Below are 17,917 nucleotides of genomic sequence, written 5' to 3' on the forward strand. Positions count from 1 at the left end.
ATCTAGTGCTAGTGCTAGTGATAAGAAAATAAGTAGATTAGTATGAAGTCGCTACTACGAATCTGTTTTCATTATTAAAAGCAATAATTTACGCATTTTTAAGAAAGATAGCGTATCCATTGCGGGACTCCAAGAGATAGCGCGACCTAGTAATCACTTACATAATCCGTAACTTGTGGCACAATCATAATGTAAATTTTAGGAATACAAATTAAAAATTTAGTACAATATCGTTAATGGAAAGTAACAATTAAATCTGTATTTCTAGAAGTTGATAATTGCAAAAACTTCATTTTTTGCCAAAACAGTTGGTAAATATTTAGATTTCTTTGCCCATTTAGCCGTTATACTGAAACAGAAAATCAAAAAAATATGCTCAGAGACTTTCAAAATACACCTCCTAACCATAATGACAGTTACCTACCCTCGCAAATTTAAAAACGCTATGAGTGCGCGCGACTTCATGGAGCGCGTCATTAAAGATCGAGAAATCCACCTCGTTGCCATCAACCGCTACCGTTACAATGAACAACGTAGCTGTAAAGACCTAACCGAACTCATCGAAAGGTTAGACGGACAACCACAGGAGTTAGTCCGAGACCTTTCCCATCATGTCGCCGACGAAGCTCGTCACGCCTACTGGTTGACCGATTTACTCATCGAATTAGGTGCTGATGTGGGGACACCTCCCGGACTATCCTATATTGATGAATTTGAACGTCTTGTCGATCAAGATAAATTTCAAACTGAGGAACAGAAAGAAGATCTAGTTATCTCGGCTCTAGCGGCGATTAATGTAACCGAAAAACGCGGCTGCGAATATTTTTCTGCCCATATCGAAGCCTTGAAAAGGGGAGAACAAACCGAAGAGAATATCAAGGTTAAAGAAATTCTAGCCAAGATTTTCCCTGAAGAGGCAGGTCACGTTCGTTGGGGCAATCGTTGGTTAGCTAAAATCTCCAAACAAAGTCCTGTACATAGGTTAAAGGTAGAACGGGCTAAGTTAAAGTATTCAGCCATTGAACAAGCAGCTTATGAGTCGGGCATGGATATTACTATGGGCGCAGAATTACGTCGTGTTAGTAAGTTAATGGAGATTGCCTATACAATGCCGATGTGGGAACGTCCTAAATACCTCATGGAACGTTTACCCCAAACTCTTCTTGATCCCAAACTGCAATTATTTCGCGTCGAAGTGGCACAGAAGGCGTGGACTCGCTACCCCCAAATGTTTATTGATAAATTTATCCCCACATTTATCAATGGGCTAAGTAAGGAAACAGAGTTTTAATTAGCGAAAAAGATTAATCCATCGTAAATGCATCAATCCATCCTTCTTTGTAAAAAATATCTGTAACAAAATAGCCTGAGTGTTTCCTGTTAGAAACAAGCGCATATAGTCATTACGGGAAGTAGCAATGTACCCATACCGCGTTCGGCAAAATAGGTAGTGCGATAGCGAAGCACTGCTGCAAGCAGTTCGCTGTTTGGGGAATGTTGGGGTGCGATCTTTTAAAGTTGGGTGGTTGTGTGCGATAGCGAAGCACTCCGTAGGAATCGCTGTTTGGGGATGTTGGGAGAGCGATCGTTTAAAATTGAGGTAGTGCGCTCGCTGTTTGGGGATGTTGGGGTGCGATTGTTTAAAATTAGGGTTGTGTGCGATAGCGAAGCGCTCCGTAGGAATCGCTGTTTGGAGATGTTGGGGTGCGATCGTCTAAAATTGGGGTTGTGAGCGATAGCGAAGCGCTCCGTAGGAATAAGTTGGGAAAGCGATCGCTTAAAATTAGGGTAGTTGTGAGCGATCGCTGTTTGGGGATGTTGGGGTGCGATAGCGAAGCGCTCCGCAGGAATCGCGCTTATATATTAACTATATATTTCTTTCAAGGCAAAATCTCAAAACAATCACAATGCTGAGGTCGAAATAATCTAAAATCTCGCTGATCTAAAGTCAATATTCTTTTAATATCAAAACGTTCAGCTATAGCCATAACACTTGCATCTACAAAATCAATCCGACTATCTGCATATTCATCCAAAATTTCCGCAACACGCACCAAATCTTGATCTGTCAAAGCTACTAAAATAAATCTACTTGCAGATAGTCCTTTTAAGAAAGCTACTAATGTTGCTGAACCTGCATTACGTCCTACTAAATAAGCCACTTCTGCTAATACTGTTTGTGGCAATAAAATTTGTTTTTGTTGTGTGTATACTGGTGTTACACTATTGTGCATTGTATCCAAACGATTCAACAATGCGACAACAAAGCCAGTATCAGCTACTGCTGGGGTTCTTTCCATGTCCAACCTGATTTCTCTGTCACTTCATTTTGGAGAATATCTTCGGAATTAATAGCTAAATCAGGTGTGGCTGCAAATAAACCAATTAATGGATCAGATACAGCATCATTAACTGTTTCTAGTGATTGGATTTCCAGGTATGATCTGACAGCTTCACTAATAATTGATTCCGGTGATTGACCACGGTTACTAGCCAGATTGATCAGTTTTTCGAGTAAAGTCTGTTCTGGATTCCAGTTAAATGTAGATTTCACAAGATAATTTCTCTCTTATTAACCACAAATAATATTATAACAAATAAGTGCAATTTTATTAACTAATTATTTGCTTAGTGTCTTAATGAAGAAGCGCGACCTAGGAATCGCCGAAAATTAGGGTATTTGTGAGCGATAGCGAAGCGCTGCTGCAAGCAGTTCGTTTAAAATTAGGGGGTTGTGAGCGATCGCCTAGAGTGCGCTACCATTTGTTTAGGAACGCAAATTTAATAACCTGCAATTCTGATGTAACCTGGAATGGTGCGTTACGCTGTCGCTAACACACCCTACTTTTGCACCTTATTTAATTCACATTCCTTAGTCATTTTTAGGATCAAAATTGATTGTGACTACATCTCTCAACATCAACGAAGCCTTACTAAATGAGGCGTTGGCACTTGATAATCAGGTGAACATTGATTCTTTAGTAGAAACAGCACTGCGCGAATATATTCAACGTCGTAAACGGCTCAAAGTATTAGACCTCTTTGGGACTATCGAGTATGACGAAAGCTATAACTATAAGCAGCAACGTCATTAAGCATGAGCATTATTGTTGATACTTCCGTTTGGTCATTGGCTCTACGTCGGAAAACACCACCTGATTTTTCCCCAGCAGTTACAATATTGCAGAATTTAATCACTGATGACCAAGTTGCCTTACTAGGTGCGATTCGTCAAGAAATTCTTTCTGGAATCCGCAATTTTGAACAGTTTACCCGTCTACGAGATTATCTCCGAGCTTTCCCTGATTTAGAACTCATGCCAGAAGACTACGAACTTGCTGCGGAGTTTTTCAATACCTGCCGCAGTAAAGGCATTCAGGGTTCAAATACTGATTTTTTGATTTGTGCAGTTGCTCATCGTCGAAGCTACAGCATTCTCTACACTGACAATGATTTTCAGAATTTTCTAGTACATATTCCTATTATTTTATTGCCTGTTGAGGGTTAGCGCGATAGCGAAGCGCTGCTCCAAGCAGTTCGCCTAAAATTGGGGTGGTTGTGTGCGATAGCGAAGCGCTCCGTAGGAATCGCTGTTTGGGGATGTTGGGAGTGCGATAGCGAAGCACTCCGTAGGAATCGTTTAAAATTAGGGTTGTGAGCGATAGCGAAGCGCTCCCTAGGAATCGCTGTTTTGGGATGTTGGAGTGCGATAGCGAAGCGCTGCTGCAAGCAGTTCGTTTAAAATTGGGGAGTTGTGTGCGATAGCGAAGCACTCCGTAAGAATCGCTGTTTGGTAATGAGTATTAAAAAATTAATTTATTGAACGATATAATATAAATAAGAATTAGATTTTTCCAAAGCACAAACAGAGTAAACATCATGCAAGAACAATTAACCGACTATCAACAAGAACTAACAGAACGCATTTCTCATGTTGTAGATAAACTATTTCGAGGTAGTAGTTTCTACATGGTGAAATTAGATCAATATGAAATGACCGCAACGTTAATAGAATTATTTAGCAGATTTTCACCAGAAGAAATGAGAGCAATTAAAGAACATGATTTAACCAGAAGGATTGGTAAAATATTAACATTAGAAGCTGTTGCTGGGACATTAAATGATTTAACACCAGAAGAAATAGCGATTTTTGATGCAGCAGTAGCCAGAAAATAAACCCATGAATTTTTTACTTGATTCAAATATTGTTAGTTATGCGTTAAAGAAAAATATAACTATAAATAATAAATTGAGAGAGTTAAGCTTTCTCGGTTCAGAAATATTTATTAGTTGTATAACCTACTATGAAATTAAAAGAGGTTTAATATCTCTCAATGCTACTAAACAATTGGTAGATTTTCATGGATTTTGTAATGATTATCCTGTATTATTTTTAGATGATTTAGAAATTATTGAAAAATCTTGTGAAATTCACGCAAAATTAAAAGCTAAAGGTACTCCTATCCAAGATGCTGATGTTTTAATAGCAGCTACAGCAATTGTCCGCGATTTAATTCTCGTTTCTAATGATTCTGATTTATTAAGAATTGAAGGACTTAAATTAGAAAATTGGTTGTGATAGAAATTTAGGAATCAGTTGGGAGAGCAATCATTTAAAATTAGGGGGTTGTGAGCGATAGCGAAGCGCTCCGCAGGAATCGCTGTTTGGGGATATGGGGTGCGATAGCGTTCGCGGTAGCGTCCCGGAGGGAACTAGCGCGACCTAGGAATCGTTTAAAATTAGGGTGGTTGTGGGCGATCACCGTTTGGGGAATGTTGGGGTGCGATTATGATTTTTTTGTCTGAATCAGGATAACCAGGATTAAAGGATTCACAGGATGTTATTTAATAATTGTTGGTGAAAATTTGGGGATGATTTTGTTTATTCTGATATGGCTAACGCCACGCTACGCTATCAGACAATTACAACATTAACTACCAACAAACAAATGAGCAATTACATCCTGTACATCCTCAAATCCTGGACATCCTGATTCAGACAAAAAATCCGCGTTTATCTGCGTTCAACCCTTAATCAAGAAAAATAGGCGATCGCTGTTTGGGGATGTGGGGTGCGATTGTTTAAAATTAGGGGGTTGTGAGCGAAGCGCGACCTAGGAATCGCTATTTGGGGATGTTGGGGTGCGATAGCGTTCGCGGTAGCGTCCCGGAGGGAACTAGCGCGACCTAGGAATCGGGAGACTGTGGTGCAATTCAATGATGTTATTCAGGCATAATAACAGGAATAACCTTATTTTTATATTGACGATAAACCCTAAAATCACTATCTAAAGTGAAAACACTACTTCCTCTAATTAATTCACTCATTCTTACTAAAAAAGCATCAGCTAAAGACATAGGAACGGATTGATATTGTTGCATTAATTGCTTAATTACTGTTACTTCTTCACTTCAATTAAAAGGTATTTTAATTACTTCTGCTTCCAATAAAGATAAAATAGCACTTTCTCCTCCATGAACATTTTGTAATAAAAAACCAGATTCCGCAATAACCGCTTCACAAGTGAATAAAGGAGGACGTAAATTTTTCCATTTTGCTACTGTCCATTCATGAAAATCATCACTTTTATCAATAAAAGCCACTAAAGGCGAAGTAAGTAGGTTGGTGTTGAAAATTGTCGTTATGGCAAGGCAAAAGGCACTCATGCAAGAGGCAAGAGTGAAGAGGGTTTGGGCGATTTTACATTTCTTTACACAGTTTGGTTTTATTGTGTTCACCTACTTATCTATAATAATTTCTGATTTCATTATTTACCAAATCCTTGAAGATACCTTTTATTAGTAGATAAATCACCAATCCCACTTTCTACAGACCCAGCCCATTCCTTAGCTAAATCATAAGCTGAAACCTCTTGATTGTCTTGTGATTTCGGTTTTTTACTGTGCATAAATTCCACAAAATCTAAGATAGTTTGTTGTTGTTCAATAGTTAGATTTCTAAATTTCTCTAACAGTGTGTTTTCTTGAATTATAGGTTTATCAATTGCTTGAGACATAGTTTTTTTGCGAAAATTAAACAGTCTTAATTAAGATTGTATCAAATTTTTAAACCTTCTACAAATTATTTGTGCGATAGCAAAGCACGACCTAGGAATCGTCTAAAATTAGGGTAGTTGTGTGCGATAGCAAAGCACGACCTAGGAACCACCGTTTGGGAATAAGTTGGAATAGCGATAGCGAAGCGCTGCTGCAAGCAGTTCGCTTAAAATTGGGGTGGTTGTGAGCGATAGGAATCGCTGTTTGGGGATGTTGGGGTGCGATAGCGAAGCACTCCCCAGCAGTCACAATATTGCAGAATTTAATAACTGATGACCAAGTAGCCTTACTAGGCGCGATTCAGTCTATGGGAGGAGTTTTCGCCGCGATTGGTACACCGGCTGTTTCCCCCAAACCCCGTGGAAAGTCTCCTGGCTGGCCTACTGGGAGAATCCGCTTACGCAGAATTCGCTACCCTACAGTCAAAAATACTACTCCTAGACCCAAGAAGGAACAACCTAAATCGGCTTGACCTCTTAGTTTTTCTAGTTTGAGCTATGTAATTTGTAAACTCAGTCCTTCTGGGTCATTTTGTCATGCCTTAGTCTAAACTCCAGGTATTTATTGGTTCTAGAGATGGTGAAGCTGCTACATTTCCTATTCCGAAATATTGCAAAGATGGTAAAATTTTACCTAAATGGCGAACTTTAGGAGATGCCATAACAGATTTAATTGATACAGAACGAGAATTTATGGCTTATCCAGAAAGTCGCTTAAAATATTTAAGATTATTGGAATCTGGACAAAACTGGAAGCATTTACCAGAAGAATTAAAACAAGAAGCTATGGGAGGTGCTTATAATTCGGGAGGTGGAAAAGTAGGTTTTTATAGAAATAGTATTTATCCATTATAGCTTAAACTAAGAATTTGCATCAACTAGATATCTAGCCAACTTCTGAAAATGATCGATATCTTAATCAAGAAGGTATCGCTGTTTAGGAATAAGTTGGTTGGGGTGCGATAGCGAAGCGCTCCGCAGAAATCGCCATTTAGGAACAAGTTGGGTGTTGCTTGGGAGAGCGATCGCTGAGTTAAGAACTTACTTAAATACTAATGAAACATAATGAAAAAATTGGTTCTTACTTCTCGCTTCAGGCGATTTTTGCGAAAATTCATCAGACATGATCAGAATTTACAAGCACGAATTGAGGAAACATTACAGCAAATGGAAATAGATTTATTTGCTGCTAACCTTGCTACTCATCAGCTAAAAGGTGAGTTTGATGGTTTGCGTGCTTGTTCCTGTAGATATGACTGTCGAAACCTTTGTAGAGACGTTCCATGTACAGGGATTCTCGGCTCTACATCTTCTTTGGAGATGTCTAATCCTATATTTCTCACTTTGTTCTCAACAAAGTCATATTCTATGCAAAAGCTGTAAGAATTGAAAGCACAAAAATAAAATAAAATCAGTTACTATAAATATAGCTAACTTCATTTTCAATAACTACCATGACGACAAATTCTATTTTTCGCCTATCCCCAATCATTCGCATCACATTATTAACATTATATATAGCCTTAACAGTTCCTTTACCTATTTTGGCTAAAGTTACTTCTGCCTCTGTTCCTCCATCATTGTTAATCGTAGGAATTATCGCCGGTTTTGTGATTTTATATGCTGTACTTTCTGAAAGAGTTATAACAGATGAGGAAAAAATTCAAGTCACTTATCCAGTGTGGATACCACGCTTTTTCCTTCCTGGTTGGTCTTTGCTTTGGTCGGATGTTAAAGATTTAAAACCACGTACTACTGGTCAAGGTGGATTAGTCTATTATTTTATCAGTCATGATGGTAAAGGTTATTTATTACCCATGCGTATAGCTGGTTTATCTCAGCTACTCAAAATTGTTCAAGAAAAAACTAATATTAATACTCACGATGTTAACCCTTTCTCACAACCTTGGATGTATATTATTTTATTTGGTTGTACCTTATTATTACTTTTAGTAGATATTTGGACTATTACTAATAGTGTGACCGGTCTCCCGTAGATTGGGTTGAAGTATGGAACTGCTGCAAATAAGCCAATTAACGGATCAGATACAGTATCATCAACTGTTTATGGTGATTGTATTTCCATGTATAATCTGACAATTTCACTAATAATTGATTCTGGTGATTGACCACATTTACTAGCCAGATTGATTAGGTAGTAACTGCAATTCCTCTATTCTTTTGGGACTTTTGAGGAAAATACTGCCTGCAAAAATAATGGGTTTTTGAGAAAAGCAAACCCTCTTTTCCTAACCCGTTTATTATCATGGCTTTTACTACTTGACCTGCACTTACTTTCTCACCTTTTTCGACTCCTATTAATTCATTTATTATTTCTACTAATCCTATTGAGTCTATTATTCCTGCTACTATCCCTAAATGGTCTATGTTTTGAATTTCTATTTACCCAAGTTGAGGCAACTCAATCAAATCAATAATAATTTTTGCTCAAGTGCTGTCATACATAGTGCAACACGGGAATTGATGTCTTTTCGCTCAAATTCATCAACACCCAATTTCACCTTCAGGTGTTGGATATGATTCTGTACAGCCCTCAGTGATATATGAAGACGTTCAGCGATCGCTTGATCTGTTAAGGATTCATGACATAATAGCCTGAGAACTTCGATCGCAAAACGGGAGATAGGAATCGCATGGATTTATATTTGATGATTAATCTCCACATTTTAAAAGGTAGTTATAACCATCCATGCTTTGACAGTCTTGGTTATTAACTAGCGCAAACATATTATCACCAGTACCTCCCGTTCCTCTAATCCAATAGACTCTTGACTTAGGACTGACTCCCAATCTGGTAGCAGCGACTCTTGGAGGTACATAATTTACTGTCATCTGATAGAACTAAGTTTGTTGCTTGTCCTATCATACCACGAATGTCTGGCTATGTCTAGTATGTAATGGTAAATTACGTCCTATCTCTAACTCCTCTTAATTTCAACTCGTAAGTTACCGTTGTAACGCATATTTATGACATTATCGGATAGAAACTGCGAACCTAAACGGTAACTATATTTAGGCATTGAACTTCCATCTGGATTCAGGGCAAACATATTCTGTCCAGTGCCACCAGTACCTTTAATTTTGACAAGGACAGATATATTGCTATTTTCTAGGCGACCTGATACAAAAAGAACATTCTGTTCAGGAACATACATAATACTATCAAAACTCTTAAACTTTTGTTCTCCTAGCCATTTGCCTGTAGATGCGTCGGTTTTAGTCAGTAATGTAATATAAAAAAGTAAGATGCCTTCTTCTAAAGCCATGCACAATAAATTGATGAATCTTACCTACGAAATTGAACTCCAAACTGGTGAGAAATTGATACTACCTGAATCTTTAGTTCAGAACATTGGAGCGGGACGTTGGTTAATTACTATCGAACCATTAATAGAGGCGAAAGCAGTATCTACTCGCAGTCATGATGCCTTTCTCAAAGGATATGCACCAGAAGATGAGGGGTTATATGATGACTGGGATCTGAAATATCAAAATCATCCTGTTATCTAAAGAGCGCTCACTTGACTTTCAAGATAGTCGCTACAAATAACTTTAATTCAATTTTTGTGTGTTACCACCACCCCCAAGATTTAAACCATCTGGACTCTCATACACTTGACCACCTACGAAATAAGTGATAACACTATTTCTATTGGTACACGTCATTCTTTGTACTTCTCCAGTCCCTCTATACGCGCTTGCAGTATTGCCACCGCCGCCAAGGTTTAGTCCATCTGGACTCCGGTAAATATATCCCCCCTTAAAGGCTGTAAAAAGAGCATTTTGGCAGACTAGCATTTTATTTACTGTCGCTGAAAGAGCATAGGCTTTCGTAGTGCTACCTCCACCACCAAGGTTTTGCCCATCTGGACTTCGATAAATAGATCCTTTCTCAAATGCTGTGTAAATTGCACCACCATAGTTAATAATATGCGTAGCTTTTCCTTTTCCTTTGTAGACTACAATAGGGTTTTGTCTCTTGTCTGCGGGATAAAAGAAAATCTGATTGTTTGGCTGGATTTCATACCGACCGTCAGGAACTTGTGCTTCAGCAGTTGAAGGCATCAAAACATTTAAAGAGCTTATACTCATAACAGACATAGCTGCAACAGAGAAAAGAGTTTTTAACAATTTCATACGCTTATTTTTCCGAAAATTTTGTGAATTACTAAGTTGTTAGTTTTAGAAAGCGATCGCTTAACTTTTAAGACAGTCGCTACAAATAACTTTTACTATTTATTTACTGTGGAGCATTACGAAATTCAACTTCATCCACCGTAAACTTCCCTAATTCATATTTGACATTATACATTTTGCCTCCTTCTAAAGCCTTCCGAAATTTGTATCGAGGATTGCGCCCATACTCAAAGTACATAAGAAAGGCATTACCGCCAGAGAAGGTACTACATTTACTAAAAGGTACAGATTTCAGCTTGCCGTCGAGAAAAAATCAGCAAAGTGTGGACAGCCACAGGAATATCTATTTTTATCTATTTGATTTTGGGACGACAAAAAGAAGTTATTGCACTACAAAACTATCAAATTACCCAACTAAAAGCCGCTGAACAAGAAGCTATTCTTTCCCGCACCCGCAAAATCCTCAATCGTATTGCTGCTGATATTCATGATGGTGCTTTACAAGAATTAAAATTGGTAATGGATAAAATTGAATTAGAATCTGATTTAGATATAGATTTAATTTTAGATAAATTGACAGCTTTAGGGCAGGAAATTAGAGATAAACTGAGTAATATTCGAGATTTAACTGGGAAAATGGAAATAAATCCTATACTTCAAAAAGGGTTAGATATAGGCATAAAAACCACATTAGAAGAATTAGTAACTTCTGGAAAATTAACGCTGAAAGTAATTACAGAAATTCGTCCTCTTCCAGAACCACAATTCAACAGTATTTGGATTGAACCAGAAGTGTTGAATGTTAGGAAAAGATTAAAAAAAAGTACCATAATTTGATACAATCTAAAAAAATCTAGATAAAGAATTATCAAATTATGCGCTTAAAGAATTTCCCAGAAGTGGTCAAAACAATATTGAAACCGGATTGAACATAGAGAAGAAATTTACCGCTTTTTCCGTGAAGCATTGAATAACGTGATCCAACACGCCCAACCACCTCACGGTACGGCTACCCAAGTATTTGTTAGTTTAGAGCAACAGGGAGATAAATGTACTTTAGTAATAGCAAATGATGGAGCTATTTTAGCATCTACTTATAGACCCAAAAAAGGCGGCTATGGTACTAAAATTATGGATACTGTAGCCCGTGAACTTATAAATGGTGTATGGGAAATATCAGTTTTATCGAATGAAGAAGTGCGAGTTACACTAAGTTGGCATTTACCTAACTGACAATTAAGGCAATTCTACAGAATTAGGTTTAGCAATATGCGGTAAACCCCAACCAAGTTTTTCCCTAAGAATACGGAAAAATTCCGGTGACTGGAGACGAATAAATCGGGCGCTATAGGGCGATCGCTCTAAATATACCCGATCTTCCGGTAAAATATAACATCCACCATTGCCATCTACCACCATCACCAACCTGGGAATGTTCACAGGATAGATATTAATCGGTTCGCTATCCGGAAACACCAAAGCCCTAGAAGCCAGAGAATGAGGACAAATAGGTACTAACTGCAATACAGGCACACCGGGAGTAATTACTGGACCACCTGCGCTTAAAGAATAAGCCGTTGAACCAGTGGGAGTAGAAACAATAATTCCATCAGCCGCAATATCCACAGGTGAATGTCGTCCCACCGCAATTTCAAAATGGCACATACAAGTTAAAGGTTCTCGATGTAGCACCATTTCATTTAAACAGAGGGCTTCCCACTTCACCGTATCTCCCCGCATAACTTTAACGGTGAGCATAGCTCTATCTTCAACCTGATATGCACCCGCCATTGCCTGTTCTAAGGCTTGGGGCAACTGGTTAAGATAAATTTCCGTCAGAAATCCCATGTGACCAGTATTTACCGTCAGCATGGGGATACCAGAGGGGGCTACCAGGCGTGATGCTGCTAATACAGTTCCATCACCTCCTAACACCACAGTAAATTTCATATCTGAGTCAAAGCCAGGGGGCGTAAGACCTTCAATGGGGGTGTGAAAGACAGGACTATCTGGTTGAGAATAGCCCAATATCCCACCGATACTAGCTGTGATGTACACATCCCAACCAGCAGCGGTAAGTTTGTCTTTTAGTTCAATAGCGACACTACTCGCTATCGGTTTAACGTCGTTATAGATAATGCCTGCTTTCGGCACACTCAAATATCCAAGTCTAAGGGCTGTTTTTTATGTATCTCATAGTTACACATTTTGGACTAATGTAACCATAAGTCTCATATTTATTGACTATTGGCTTTGGAAGATTCTTTAAAGGGAGTCTTTTTACTTTTGAGCTTTTTGCTTTTAGCTTTCTCGTAATCTAACTGTTTCAGCTTGTTCATAATCCGGCTGAAATATTCTTGTAGATATACTTCCAGTGTGGTGGTTTGCTGTTTGTCTAAACCAAAAATAGTATATACTTCGTCCATATTTTCTGCGTTTAGAGCTTTACCACTGGCTAAAACTTCTGTAAAAGCTAATCTATCAGCAACATTCCATCCCCATTGAAAGCAGCGTAGTAAATTCCGTACAGCCCGTAATAATCCAATGGGCATTCGTGTAACTTTTGCATCTCTATCAGACAAGCGCTCGCAAAGATTAATAATTTCCTCGGCACTCCAAGCACGAGTTCCCACGACTGGGAAAGCTTGCTTTTCTGTTTCTGGTACTGTCAAAGCCCGCACTGCAAATTTAGCAATATCTTGAGTATCCATGTAGCCAATAGGTGAGGATGTTCCCGTCACCCATACTGGTTGTTTTTCTAAAATAGGTATACCATATTGACCAATTAATCCTTGCATAAATCCAGCCAAACGTAAAATTGTGTAGTTTAAACCGGATTCTACCAAGTATGCTTCTGTACATCCCTTAATTTCCATTAGTGGTACATTGGGATATTTATCAGCATCGAGAATGGAAAAGAAGATAAATCTTTCTACACCAGCGGCTTTGGCTGCTTGAATTAATGCTACTTTTCCATCCCAATCTACCTCTTTAATAGTTAGAGAATCTGTAGCACGGGACGTAGCGGCATCAATAACTGCTGTTACTCCCGTCAATGCTTCCGTCAGGGTTTGCGGATTGCACAAGTTTCCTCGTACCAGTTCTGCACCCCATTCTTTCAAAAAAGCTGCTTTTTTAGGACTCCGAACGAGACAGCGGACTTTGTATCCTTCATCAATTGCGCGACGGGCTACTTGTCTTCCCAGTGTGCCAGTTGCACCAACTATTAATAATGTCATGGGGTTGGTTATATATCTTAATGTTTATGAAAAGAATCTTAACAGAATTAGTTATGTAAATAAAACTTTACATCATTTTAATAAAAGATTTAGGAGTTCAGGAGTTCAGGAGTTCAGGAGTTCAGGAGTTCAGGAGTTCAGGAGTCACCGAGTCACCGAGTCAGGAGTCACCGAGTCAGGAGTCACCGAGTCAGGATGAAGAATTAATTTTTTTCCCCTACTTCCCCTACTTCCCCTACTTCCCCTACTTCCCTTACTTCCCTTACTTCCCCTACTTCCCCTACTTCCCCTACTTCCCCTACTCCCCTACTTCCCCTCTACTCTTCTGCGCCTTGAATTTTGAGTAACAAAGCACCGATCGCCCAACCTACGAAGATTAGACCGAAAGATAGCATAGCTGCATTTAATATTTCGCTGCCCATTTGCTGTAATGCTCCTTTGTGGATTGTTGATTTATGTTTCCTGTTTTTCAGACCGCTGAATTTGATTTGAAGGCTCAAATCTTATTTTCAACTTTGAGGATTCAGATAAACTGGGTCTATCAGAATTATTGAGATTAAACCTCTATCAATAATTCTAAACCAATTTAGGGATGATATTCGGGGATAGACGACGATGGGCAGGGATACAAGATCATGATTAATCAAGATAAACGTCCGCGTTTGGTGCTGACTCTGGGAGATCCGGCGGGTATTGGTGCTGAGGTAATTTTGAAGGCTTTGGCTGATCCTGAAGTTACTCAAGATTGTGATGTGGTGGTGGTGGGAAATAAAATTTTATTAGCTCAAGTTTATGAAAATATCAGTAAAAATATTGATAATTCCCTCTTTTTGGTAAATCCTGCTAATTTGTCTGTAGTTGATGTGCCTAGTGCTGGTGAAATTATTACTGGTGTGGGGAATGCAGCTAGTGGTGCGGCGAGTTTTGCTTATATGGAATATGCTATATCTCAAACTTTGGCGGGTGAGTTTGATGGAATTGTTACCGGACCTATCGCTAAATCTGCTTGGAAGGCTGCTGGTTACAATTATCCAGGACAAACGGAACTTTTAGCCGCAAGGGCTGGTGTGGAGCGTTTTGGGATGTTGTTTGTGGGGCGATCGCCTTTTACTGGTTGGACTCTGCGGGCTTTACTTGCTACCACACATATTCCTTTACGTCAAGTAGCTGAGGCATTAACACCGCAGTTGTTGACACAGAAATTAGATTTGCTAGTGGAGTATTTGGAAAATGATTTGGGGATTAAAAATGGGAGAATTGCGATCGCCGGGTTAAATCCCCACAGCGGTGAAATGGGACAACTAGGAACGGAAGAAATAGATTGGTTAATTCCCTGGCTGGAGTCAGAACGCCAAAAACGCCCCCATTTACAGCTAGAAGGACCCATCCCCCCAGATACAATGTGGGTGAAACCAGGTATGGCTTGGTATGGTAATTCTTCAGTTAAAAATCCGGCTGATGGTTACTTGGCACTTTATCACGACCAAGGTTTAATTCCCGTGAAGTTGATGGCTTTTGATCGGGCTGTCAATACTACCATTGGTTTACCGTTTGTGCGGACTTCCCCGGATCATGGTACAGCTTTTGATATTGCCGGCAAAGGCATTGCTGACCCAACAAGTATGAAAGCAGCGATTAATTTGGCGGTTGAAATTAGTCGGGAGGGTTTAATATGACAGGACATAAAAAGTTTATACTCAAAACGGCTTGATTGTTTGATTCTAAACGTAGGGGTAAAGCAAGAGCTTCATTGGTGTCAACTTAACGTAAAACCTCTATCCCGCAAAGAACTCAAGTCATCTCATTCCCAGTCTCTGACCCTTCCCTACGAGGCTACGGTGTACACACAAGTGTTATCTGCAAGGGTTTCAGGCGTTATAGACCCCTGAAATTGTCATTACGAGCGCAAGTAATCACATAATCTCGTGGTTTCATTCCGCACTTCGTGCCGCTTCGCTAACATCGCCCAACAACACTGATTAAGCTGCGCTTAATTTTGCTCGTTGGGCAATTCGTCACTTACGCGTATTCATCTCACCACCTACCCGATAGGGTAGGTGAGAGGCTTCTACTGTTTAAACTAACAATGCTTTGGCTTTAGCTAAAACATTATCAACAGTGAAGCCAAACTTCTCCAAACAAATACCACCAGGAGCAGAAGCACCAAAAGTATCAATACTTACAGTGTCGCCTTCACTACCTGTATATTTGTGCCAACCGAAGCTACTAGCAGCTTCTACCGATAGACGCTTAGTAACAGCTTTTGGTAGAACAGATTCTTTGTAAGCTGCATCTTGTGTATCGAACAAGGTAGAAGAAGGCATAGAAACTACACGAACCTTCTTACCGACCGCAGTTAATTTTTCTGCTGCACTTACACAGAGGCTGACTTCTGAACCAGTACCAATCAAGATGATATCTGGTGTACCTTGGCAATCAACAATTGTATATCCACCCTTAGCGACACCTGCAATGGATGTACCTGCCAAGTTAGGAACATTTTGACGAGTGAACGCCAATAAAGTGGAAGCGTGTGCTTTAGACTTCTCAATTGCGACTTTGTAACCACCAGAGGTTTCATTTCCGTCAGCAGGACGAATTACGGTTAAATCAGGAATGGCACGCAAAGAAGCAAGGGTTTCAATAGGTTGGTGAGTAGGACCATCTTCACCTTGACCAATGGAGTCGTGAGTCATGACCCAAATTGAACCAGCTTCAGAGAGCGCAGCCAAACGAATAGCAGCCCGCATATAATCTGTGAAGATTAGGAAGGTTGCACCGTAGGGAATTAAACCTGAGTTGTGCAACGCCATACCATTACAGATTGCACCCATTGCGTGTTCCCGCACACCAAAGTGGATGTTGCGGTTGGCAAAATGTCCTTTTTGGAAGTCTCCAGCACCTTTGAGTTCGGTGAGGTTGGAGTGGGTTAAGTCAGCAGAACCACCAATTAATTCTGGCAAAACAGCCCCGAGTTTGTTGAGGCAGTTTTCTGAGTGTTTGCGGGTGGGTAATGCTTTGTCTTCGGTTGTGTAGGTAGGTAATACTTTGTCCCAACCGTCTGGTAATTTACCAGTAATGAAACGGTCAAATTCCGCTGCTTCTTGGGGGTATTTAGCTTTGTAGTCAGCATAAACTGTATTCCATTCGGATTCGTAACCTGCACCGCGTTCTACTGCTTTGCGAGTATGATTTAGAGCATCTTCAGGAACTACAAAGGCATCATATTCCCAACCTAAGTTTTTGCGGGTAGCGATGGTTTCTTCTGGACCCAAAGCCGCACCGTGAATACCAGCGGTATCTTGTTTGTTAGGAGAACCATAACCAATGGTGGTTGTCACCTTAATCATGGTGGGTTTGTCGGTGACGGCTTTTGCAGCTTCAATAGCTTTGGCAATTCCCGCTAAGTCGGTGTTACCGTCTTTAACGTGGATAACGTGCCAACCGTAAGATTCAAAGCGTTTGGAAACGTCTTCAGTGAAAGCTACATCTGTAGAACCATCAATGGAGATGTGGTTATCGTCATAAAGAGCAATCAGTTTACCTAATCCCCAGTGTCCAGCAATGGAAGCAGCTTCACCGGAAATTCCTTCCATGTTGCAACCATCACCCAGAAGTACATAAGTATAATGATCAACTATCTTGGCATCTGGTTTGTTGAACTTAGCAGCTAGGTGTGCTTCTGCTACTGCTAAACCCACTGCATTGGCAATTCCTTGACCTAAAGGACCTGTGGTAACTTCTACACCGGCTGTAACAAAATTTTCGGGGTGGCCTGGGGTCTTAGCACCCCATTGACGAAATTGCTTGATGTCGTCTATGGTAACGCTATCGTAGCCGGTTAAGTACAGTAGGGCATACTGCAACATTGAACCATGACCAGCGGATAAAACAAAGCGATCGCGGTTGAACCACTGAGGATTTTTGGGGTTATAGCGCATGAAGCTATCCCAAAGCACAAAAGCCATTGGAGCCGCGCCCATCGGTAGTCCAGGGTGTCCCGATTTAGATTTTTCTATGGCATCTACAGCCAAAAAGCGGATCGAATTAATACAAAGTTCTTGGATGGATTGGGTTGCAACAGCCATAATCTCTTATTGTTAACGACGGGTTAGGACTCTTTTTAGCTTGTTCTTGTTGGGTTCATTATCAAGTGATCCCACTTTTCTCATCATCCCATTCCTAATTGTCAATGGACAAGGGGGATATTGTGAGTTTTTGGTGATGAATAAAGCCAATAATTTAATCTTGCTGTTCCCAAAGCGTGGCATAAGCCATACTAACGGTTCAGCAGAGAATGATCTCTATCATACTTGCCACAGGTTCACTTCTAAAAAGCCAACCAGTAACAAAATTACAGTAGGAGTTCAGGAGGTAGGGGCGCAGGGCCTGCGCCCATTCAGGAGTATGGCTAACGCCACGCTGCGCTATCAGGAGTTCAGGAGTTCAGGAGTTCAGAAGGAA

Annotated in this window: 28 protein-coding genes; 14 read left to right on the forward strand and 14 right to left on the reverse strand. The window is 40.0% G+C overall.

Going from position 1 to position 17,917, the window contains the following annotated elements:
* Positions 1–445: 445 nt before the first annotated feature.
* Positions 446–1,291: a ferritin-like domain-containing protein gene (locus AN486_RS15895; protein ID WP_367142444.1), complete on the forward strand. Its 846-nt coding sequence runs from the start codon at positions 446–448 to the stop codon at positions 1,289–1,291.
* A 589-nt stretch (positions 1,292–1,880) separates the two neighbouring features.
* On the opposite strand, the gene AN486_RS15900 is transcribed toward AN486_RS15895, so the two are convergent.
* Both AN486_RS15900 and AN486_RS15905 read right to left on the reverse strand, forming a co-directional pair.
* A complete protein-coding gene (locus AN486_RS15900) occupies positions 1,881–2,300 on the reverse strand; it encodes a PIN domain-containing protein (RefSeq protein WP_039199932.1) in 420 nt (139 codons plus the stop codon).
* Positions 2,279–2,554 carry a hypothetical protein gene (locus AN486_RS15905; RefSeq protein ID WP_027402764.1) on the reverse strand — a complete coding sequence of 92 codons (276 nt, stop codon included), beginning with the start codon at positions 2,552–2,554 and terminating at the stop codon, positions 2,279–2,281. Before AN486_RS15905 ends, AN486_RS15900 begins: the two co-directional genes overlap by 22 nt.
* Before the next feature lie 346 nt (positions 2,555–2,900).
* Between AN486_RS15905 and AN486_RS15910 the strand changes: the two genes are divergently transcribed.
* From AN486_RS15910 to AN486_RS15925, 4 genes are all read left to right on the forward strand, one after another.
* Entirely contained in the window at positions 2,901–3,095 is a 195-nt protein-coding gene (locus tag AN486_RS15910; protein ID WP_039199934.1) for a type II toxin-antitoxin system VapB family antitoxin, read from the forward strand.
* 2 nt (positions 3,096–3,097) lie between these two features.
* A complete protein-coding gene (locus AN486_RS15915) occupies positions 3,098–3,508 on the forward strand; it encodes a PIN domain-containing protein (RefSeq protein WP_053541123.1) in 411 nt (136 codons plus the stop codon).
* Positions 3,509–3,879: 371 nt separating this feature from the next.
* Entirely contained in the window at positions 3,880–4,176 is a 297-nt protein-coding gene (locus AN486_RS15920) for a hypothetical protein (RefSeq protein ID WP_053541124.1), read from the forward strand.
* Positions 4,177–4,180: 4 nt separating this feature from the next.
* Positions 4,181–4,579, forward strand: a complete 399-nt coding sequence (locus AN486_RS15925; protein ID WP_168635659.1) for a type II toxin-antitoxin system VapC family toxin — start codon at positions 4,181–4,183, stop codon at positions 4,577–4,579.
* Positions 4,580–5,223: 644 nt separating this feature from the next.
* Here the strand turns inward: AN486_RS15925 and AN486_RS15930 are convergent.
* The 3 genes from AN486_RS15930 to AN486_RS15940 all read right to left on the reverse strand — a co-directional run bounded on the left by AN486_RS15930 (position 5,224) and on the right by AN486_RS15940 (position 6,017).
* On the reverse strand, positions 5,224–5,358 hold the full coding sequence (locus AN486_RS15930) for a hypothetical protein (protein WP_290601485.1): 135 nt from the start codon (positions 5,356–5,358) through the stop codon (positions 5,224–5,226).
* A gap of 54 nt (positions 5,359–5,412) precedes the next feature.
* Positions 5,413–5,667, reverse strand: a complete 255-nt coding sequence (locus tag AN486_RS15935; RefSeq protein WP_234413260.1) for a hypothetical protein — start codon at positions 5,665–5,667, stop codon at positions 5,413–5,415.
* A 101-nt stretch (positions 5,668–5,768) separates the two neighbouring features.
* Positions 5,769–6,017: a hypothetical protein gene (locus AN486_RS15940; RefSeq protein WP_053541126.1), complete on the reverse strand. Its 249-nt coding sequence runs from the start codon at positions 6,015–6,017 to the stop codon at positions 5,769–5,771.
* A gap of 293 nt (positions 6,018–6,310) precedes the next feature.
* Between AN486_RS15940 and AN486_RS15945 the strand changes: the two genes are divergently transcribed.
* From AN486_RS15945 to AN486_RS15960, 4 genes are all read left to right on the forward strand, one after another.
* Positions 6,311–6,529: a hypothetical protein gene (locus tag AN486_RS15945; protein ID WP_053541127.1), complete on the forward strand. Its 219-nt coding sequence runs from the start codon at positions 6,311–6,313 to the stop codon at positions 6,527–6,529.
* 220 nt (positions 6,530–6,749) lie between these two features.
* Entirely contained in the window at positions 6,750–6,911 is a 162-nt protein-coding gene (locus AN486_RS15950) for a hypothetical protein (RefSeq protein ID WP_233455438.1), read from the forward strand.
* Between the two features lie 210 nt (positions 6,912–7,121).
* Positions 7,122–7,439 (forward strand): hypothetical protein, encoded by a 318-nt coding sequence (locus tag AN486_RS15955; protein WP_168635658.1) that lies wholly within the window; start codon positions 7,122–7,124, stop codon positions 7,437–7,439.
* Positions 7,440–7,510: 71 nt separating this feature from the next.
* Positions 7,511–8,053: a hypothetical protein gene (locus AN486_RS15960; protein ID WP_053541128.1), complete on the forward strand. Its 543-nt coding sequence runs from the start codon at positions 7,511–7,513 to the stop codon at positions 8,051–8,053.
* A gap of 154 nt (positions 8,054–8,207) precedes the next feature.
* On the opposite strand, the gene AN486_RS15965 is transcribed toward AN486_RS15960, so the two are convergent.
* The 4 genes from AN486_RS15965 to AN486_RS15980 all read right to left on the reverse strand — a co-directional run bounded on the left by AN486_RS15965 (position 8,208) and on the right by AN486_RS15980 (position 9,343).
* The gene (locus AN486_RS15965) at positions 8,208–8,459 is read right to left on the reverse strand and encodes a DUF4277 domain-containing protein (protein WP_290601502.1); all 252 of its coding nucleotides are present in this window, start codon (positions 8,457–8,459) and stop codon (positions 8,208–8,210) included.
* A gap of 23 nt (positions 8,460–8,482) precedes the next feature.
* The gene (locus tag AN486_RS15970; protein ID WP_367142445.1) at positions 8,483–8,716 is read right to left on the reverse strand and encodes a LuxR C-terminal-related transcriptional regulator; all 234 of its coding nucleotides are present in this window, start codon (positions 8,714–8,716) and stop codon (positions 8,483–8,485) included.
* A gap of 13 nt (positions 8,717–8,729) precedes the next feature.
* Complete coding sequence (locus AN486_RS15975; protein WP_290601490.1) at positions 8,730–8,909, reverse strand: hypothetical protein; 180 nt, start codon at positions 8,907–8,909, stop codon at positions 8,730–8,732.
* Between the two features lie 86 nt (positions 8,910–8,995).
* Positions 8,996–9,343, reverse strand: a complete 348-nt coding sequence (locus AN486_RS15980; protein ID WP_168635656.1) for a hypothetical protein — start codon at positions 9,341–9,343, stop codon at positions 8,996–8,998.
* Here AN486_RS15980 and AN486_RS15985 point away from each other — a divergent pair.
* Complete coding sequence (locus AN486_RS15985) at positions 9,342–9,587, forward strand: hypothetical protein (protein WP_168635724.1); 246 nt, start codon at positions 9,342–9,344, stop codon at positions 9,585–9,587. The genes AN486_RS15980 and AN486_RS15985 overlap by 2 nt on opposite strands.
* A gap of 42 nt (positions 9,588–9,629) precedes the next feature.
* Here AN486_RS15985 and AN486_RS15990 read toward each other — a convergent pair whose 3' ends face one another.
* Positions 9,630–10,214: a hypothetical protein gene (locus AN486_RS15990; RefSeq protein ID WP_290601493.1), complete on the reverse strand. Its 585-nt coding sequence runs from the start codon at positions 10,212–10,214 to the stop codon at positions 9,630–9,632.
* A 321-nt stretch (positions 10,215–10,535) separates the two neighbouring features.
* Here AN486_RS15990 and AN486_RS15995 point away from each other — a divergent pair, with 321 nt between their 5' ends.
* Both AN486_RS15995 and AN486_RS16000 read left to right on the forward strand, forming a co-directional pair.
* On the forward strand, positions 10,536–11,051 hold the full coding sequence (locus tag AN486_RS15995; protein ID WP_290601495.1) for a hypothetical protein: 516 nt from the start codon (positions 10,536–10,538) through the stop codon (positions 11,049–11,051).
* Between the two features lie 105 nt (positions 11,052–11,156).
* Positions 11,157–11,447: a hypothetical protein gene (locus tag AN486_RS16000; RefSeq protein ID WP_367142446.1), complete on the forward strand. Its 291-nt coding sequence runs from the start codon at positions 11,157–11,159 to the stop codon at positions 11,445–11,447.
* Positions 11,448–11,450: 3 nt separating this feature from the next.
* Here AN486_RS16000 and AN486_RS16005 read toward each other — a convergent pair whose 3' ends face one another.
* The 3 genes from AN486_RS16005 to AN486_RS16015 form a co-directional block, all read right to left on the reverse strand.
* Positions 11,451–12,368 carry an NAD(+) kinase gene (locus tag AN486_RS16005; protein WP_290601498.1) on the reverse strand — a complete coding sequence of 306 codons (918 nt, stop codon included), beginning with the start codon at positions 12,366–12,368 and terminating at the stop codon, positions 11,451–11,453.
* Between the two features lie 83 nt (positions 12,369–12,451).
* Entirely contained in the window at positions 12,452–13,453 is a 1,002-nt protein-coding gene (locus AN486_RS16010) for an SDR family oxidoreductase (RefSeq protein WP_053541134.1), read from the reverse strand.
* Between the two features lie 317 nt (positions 13,454–13,770).
* The gene (locus AN486_RS16015) at positions 13,771–13,875 is read right to left on the reverse strand and encodes a PetM family cytochrome b6-f complex subunit 7 (protein WP_039199595.1); all 105 of its coding nucleotides are present in this window, start codon (positions 13,873–13,875) and stop codon (positions 13,771–13,773) included.
* A gap of 213 nt (positions 13,876–14,088) precedes the next feature.
* On the opposite strand from AN486_RS16015, the gene pdxA reads away from it, so the two are divergent.
* A complete protein-coding gene (gene pdxA, locus AN486_RS16020; protein ID WP_053541135.1) occupies positions 14,089–15,129 on the forward strand; it encodes a 4-hydroxythreonine-4-phosphate dehydrogenase PdxA in 1,041 nt (346 codons plus the stop codon).
* A gap of 399 nt (positions 15,130–15,528) precedes the next feature.
* On the opposite strand, the gene tkt is transcribed toward pdxA, so the two are convergent.
* On the reverse strand, positions 15,529–17,541 hold the full coding sequence (tkt, locus tag AN486_RS16025; RefSeq protein WP_053541136.1) for a transketolase: 2,013 nt from the start codon (positions 17,539–17,541) through the stop codon (positions 15,529–15,531).
* A gap of 136 nt (positions 17,542–17,677) precedes the next feature.
* Between tkt and AN486_RS16030 the strand changes: the two genes are divergently transcribed.
* The coding region (locus tag AN486_RS16030; protein WP_290601500.1) for a hypothetical protein at positions 17,678–17,917 on the forward strand (240 nt) is incomplete at its 3' end.

The sequence above is a fragment of the Anabaena sp. AL93 genome, assembly GCF_001672085.1.
Lineage (GTDB): Bacteria > Cyanobacteriota > Cyanobacteriia > Cyanobacteriales > Nostocaceae > Dolichospermum > Dolichospermum heterosporum.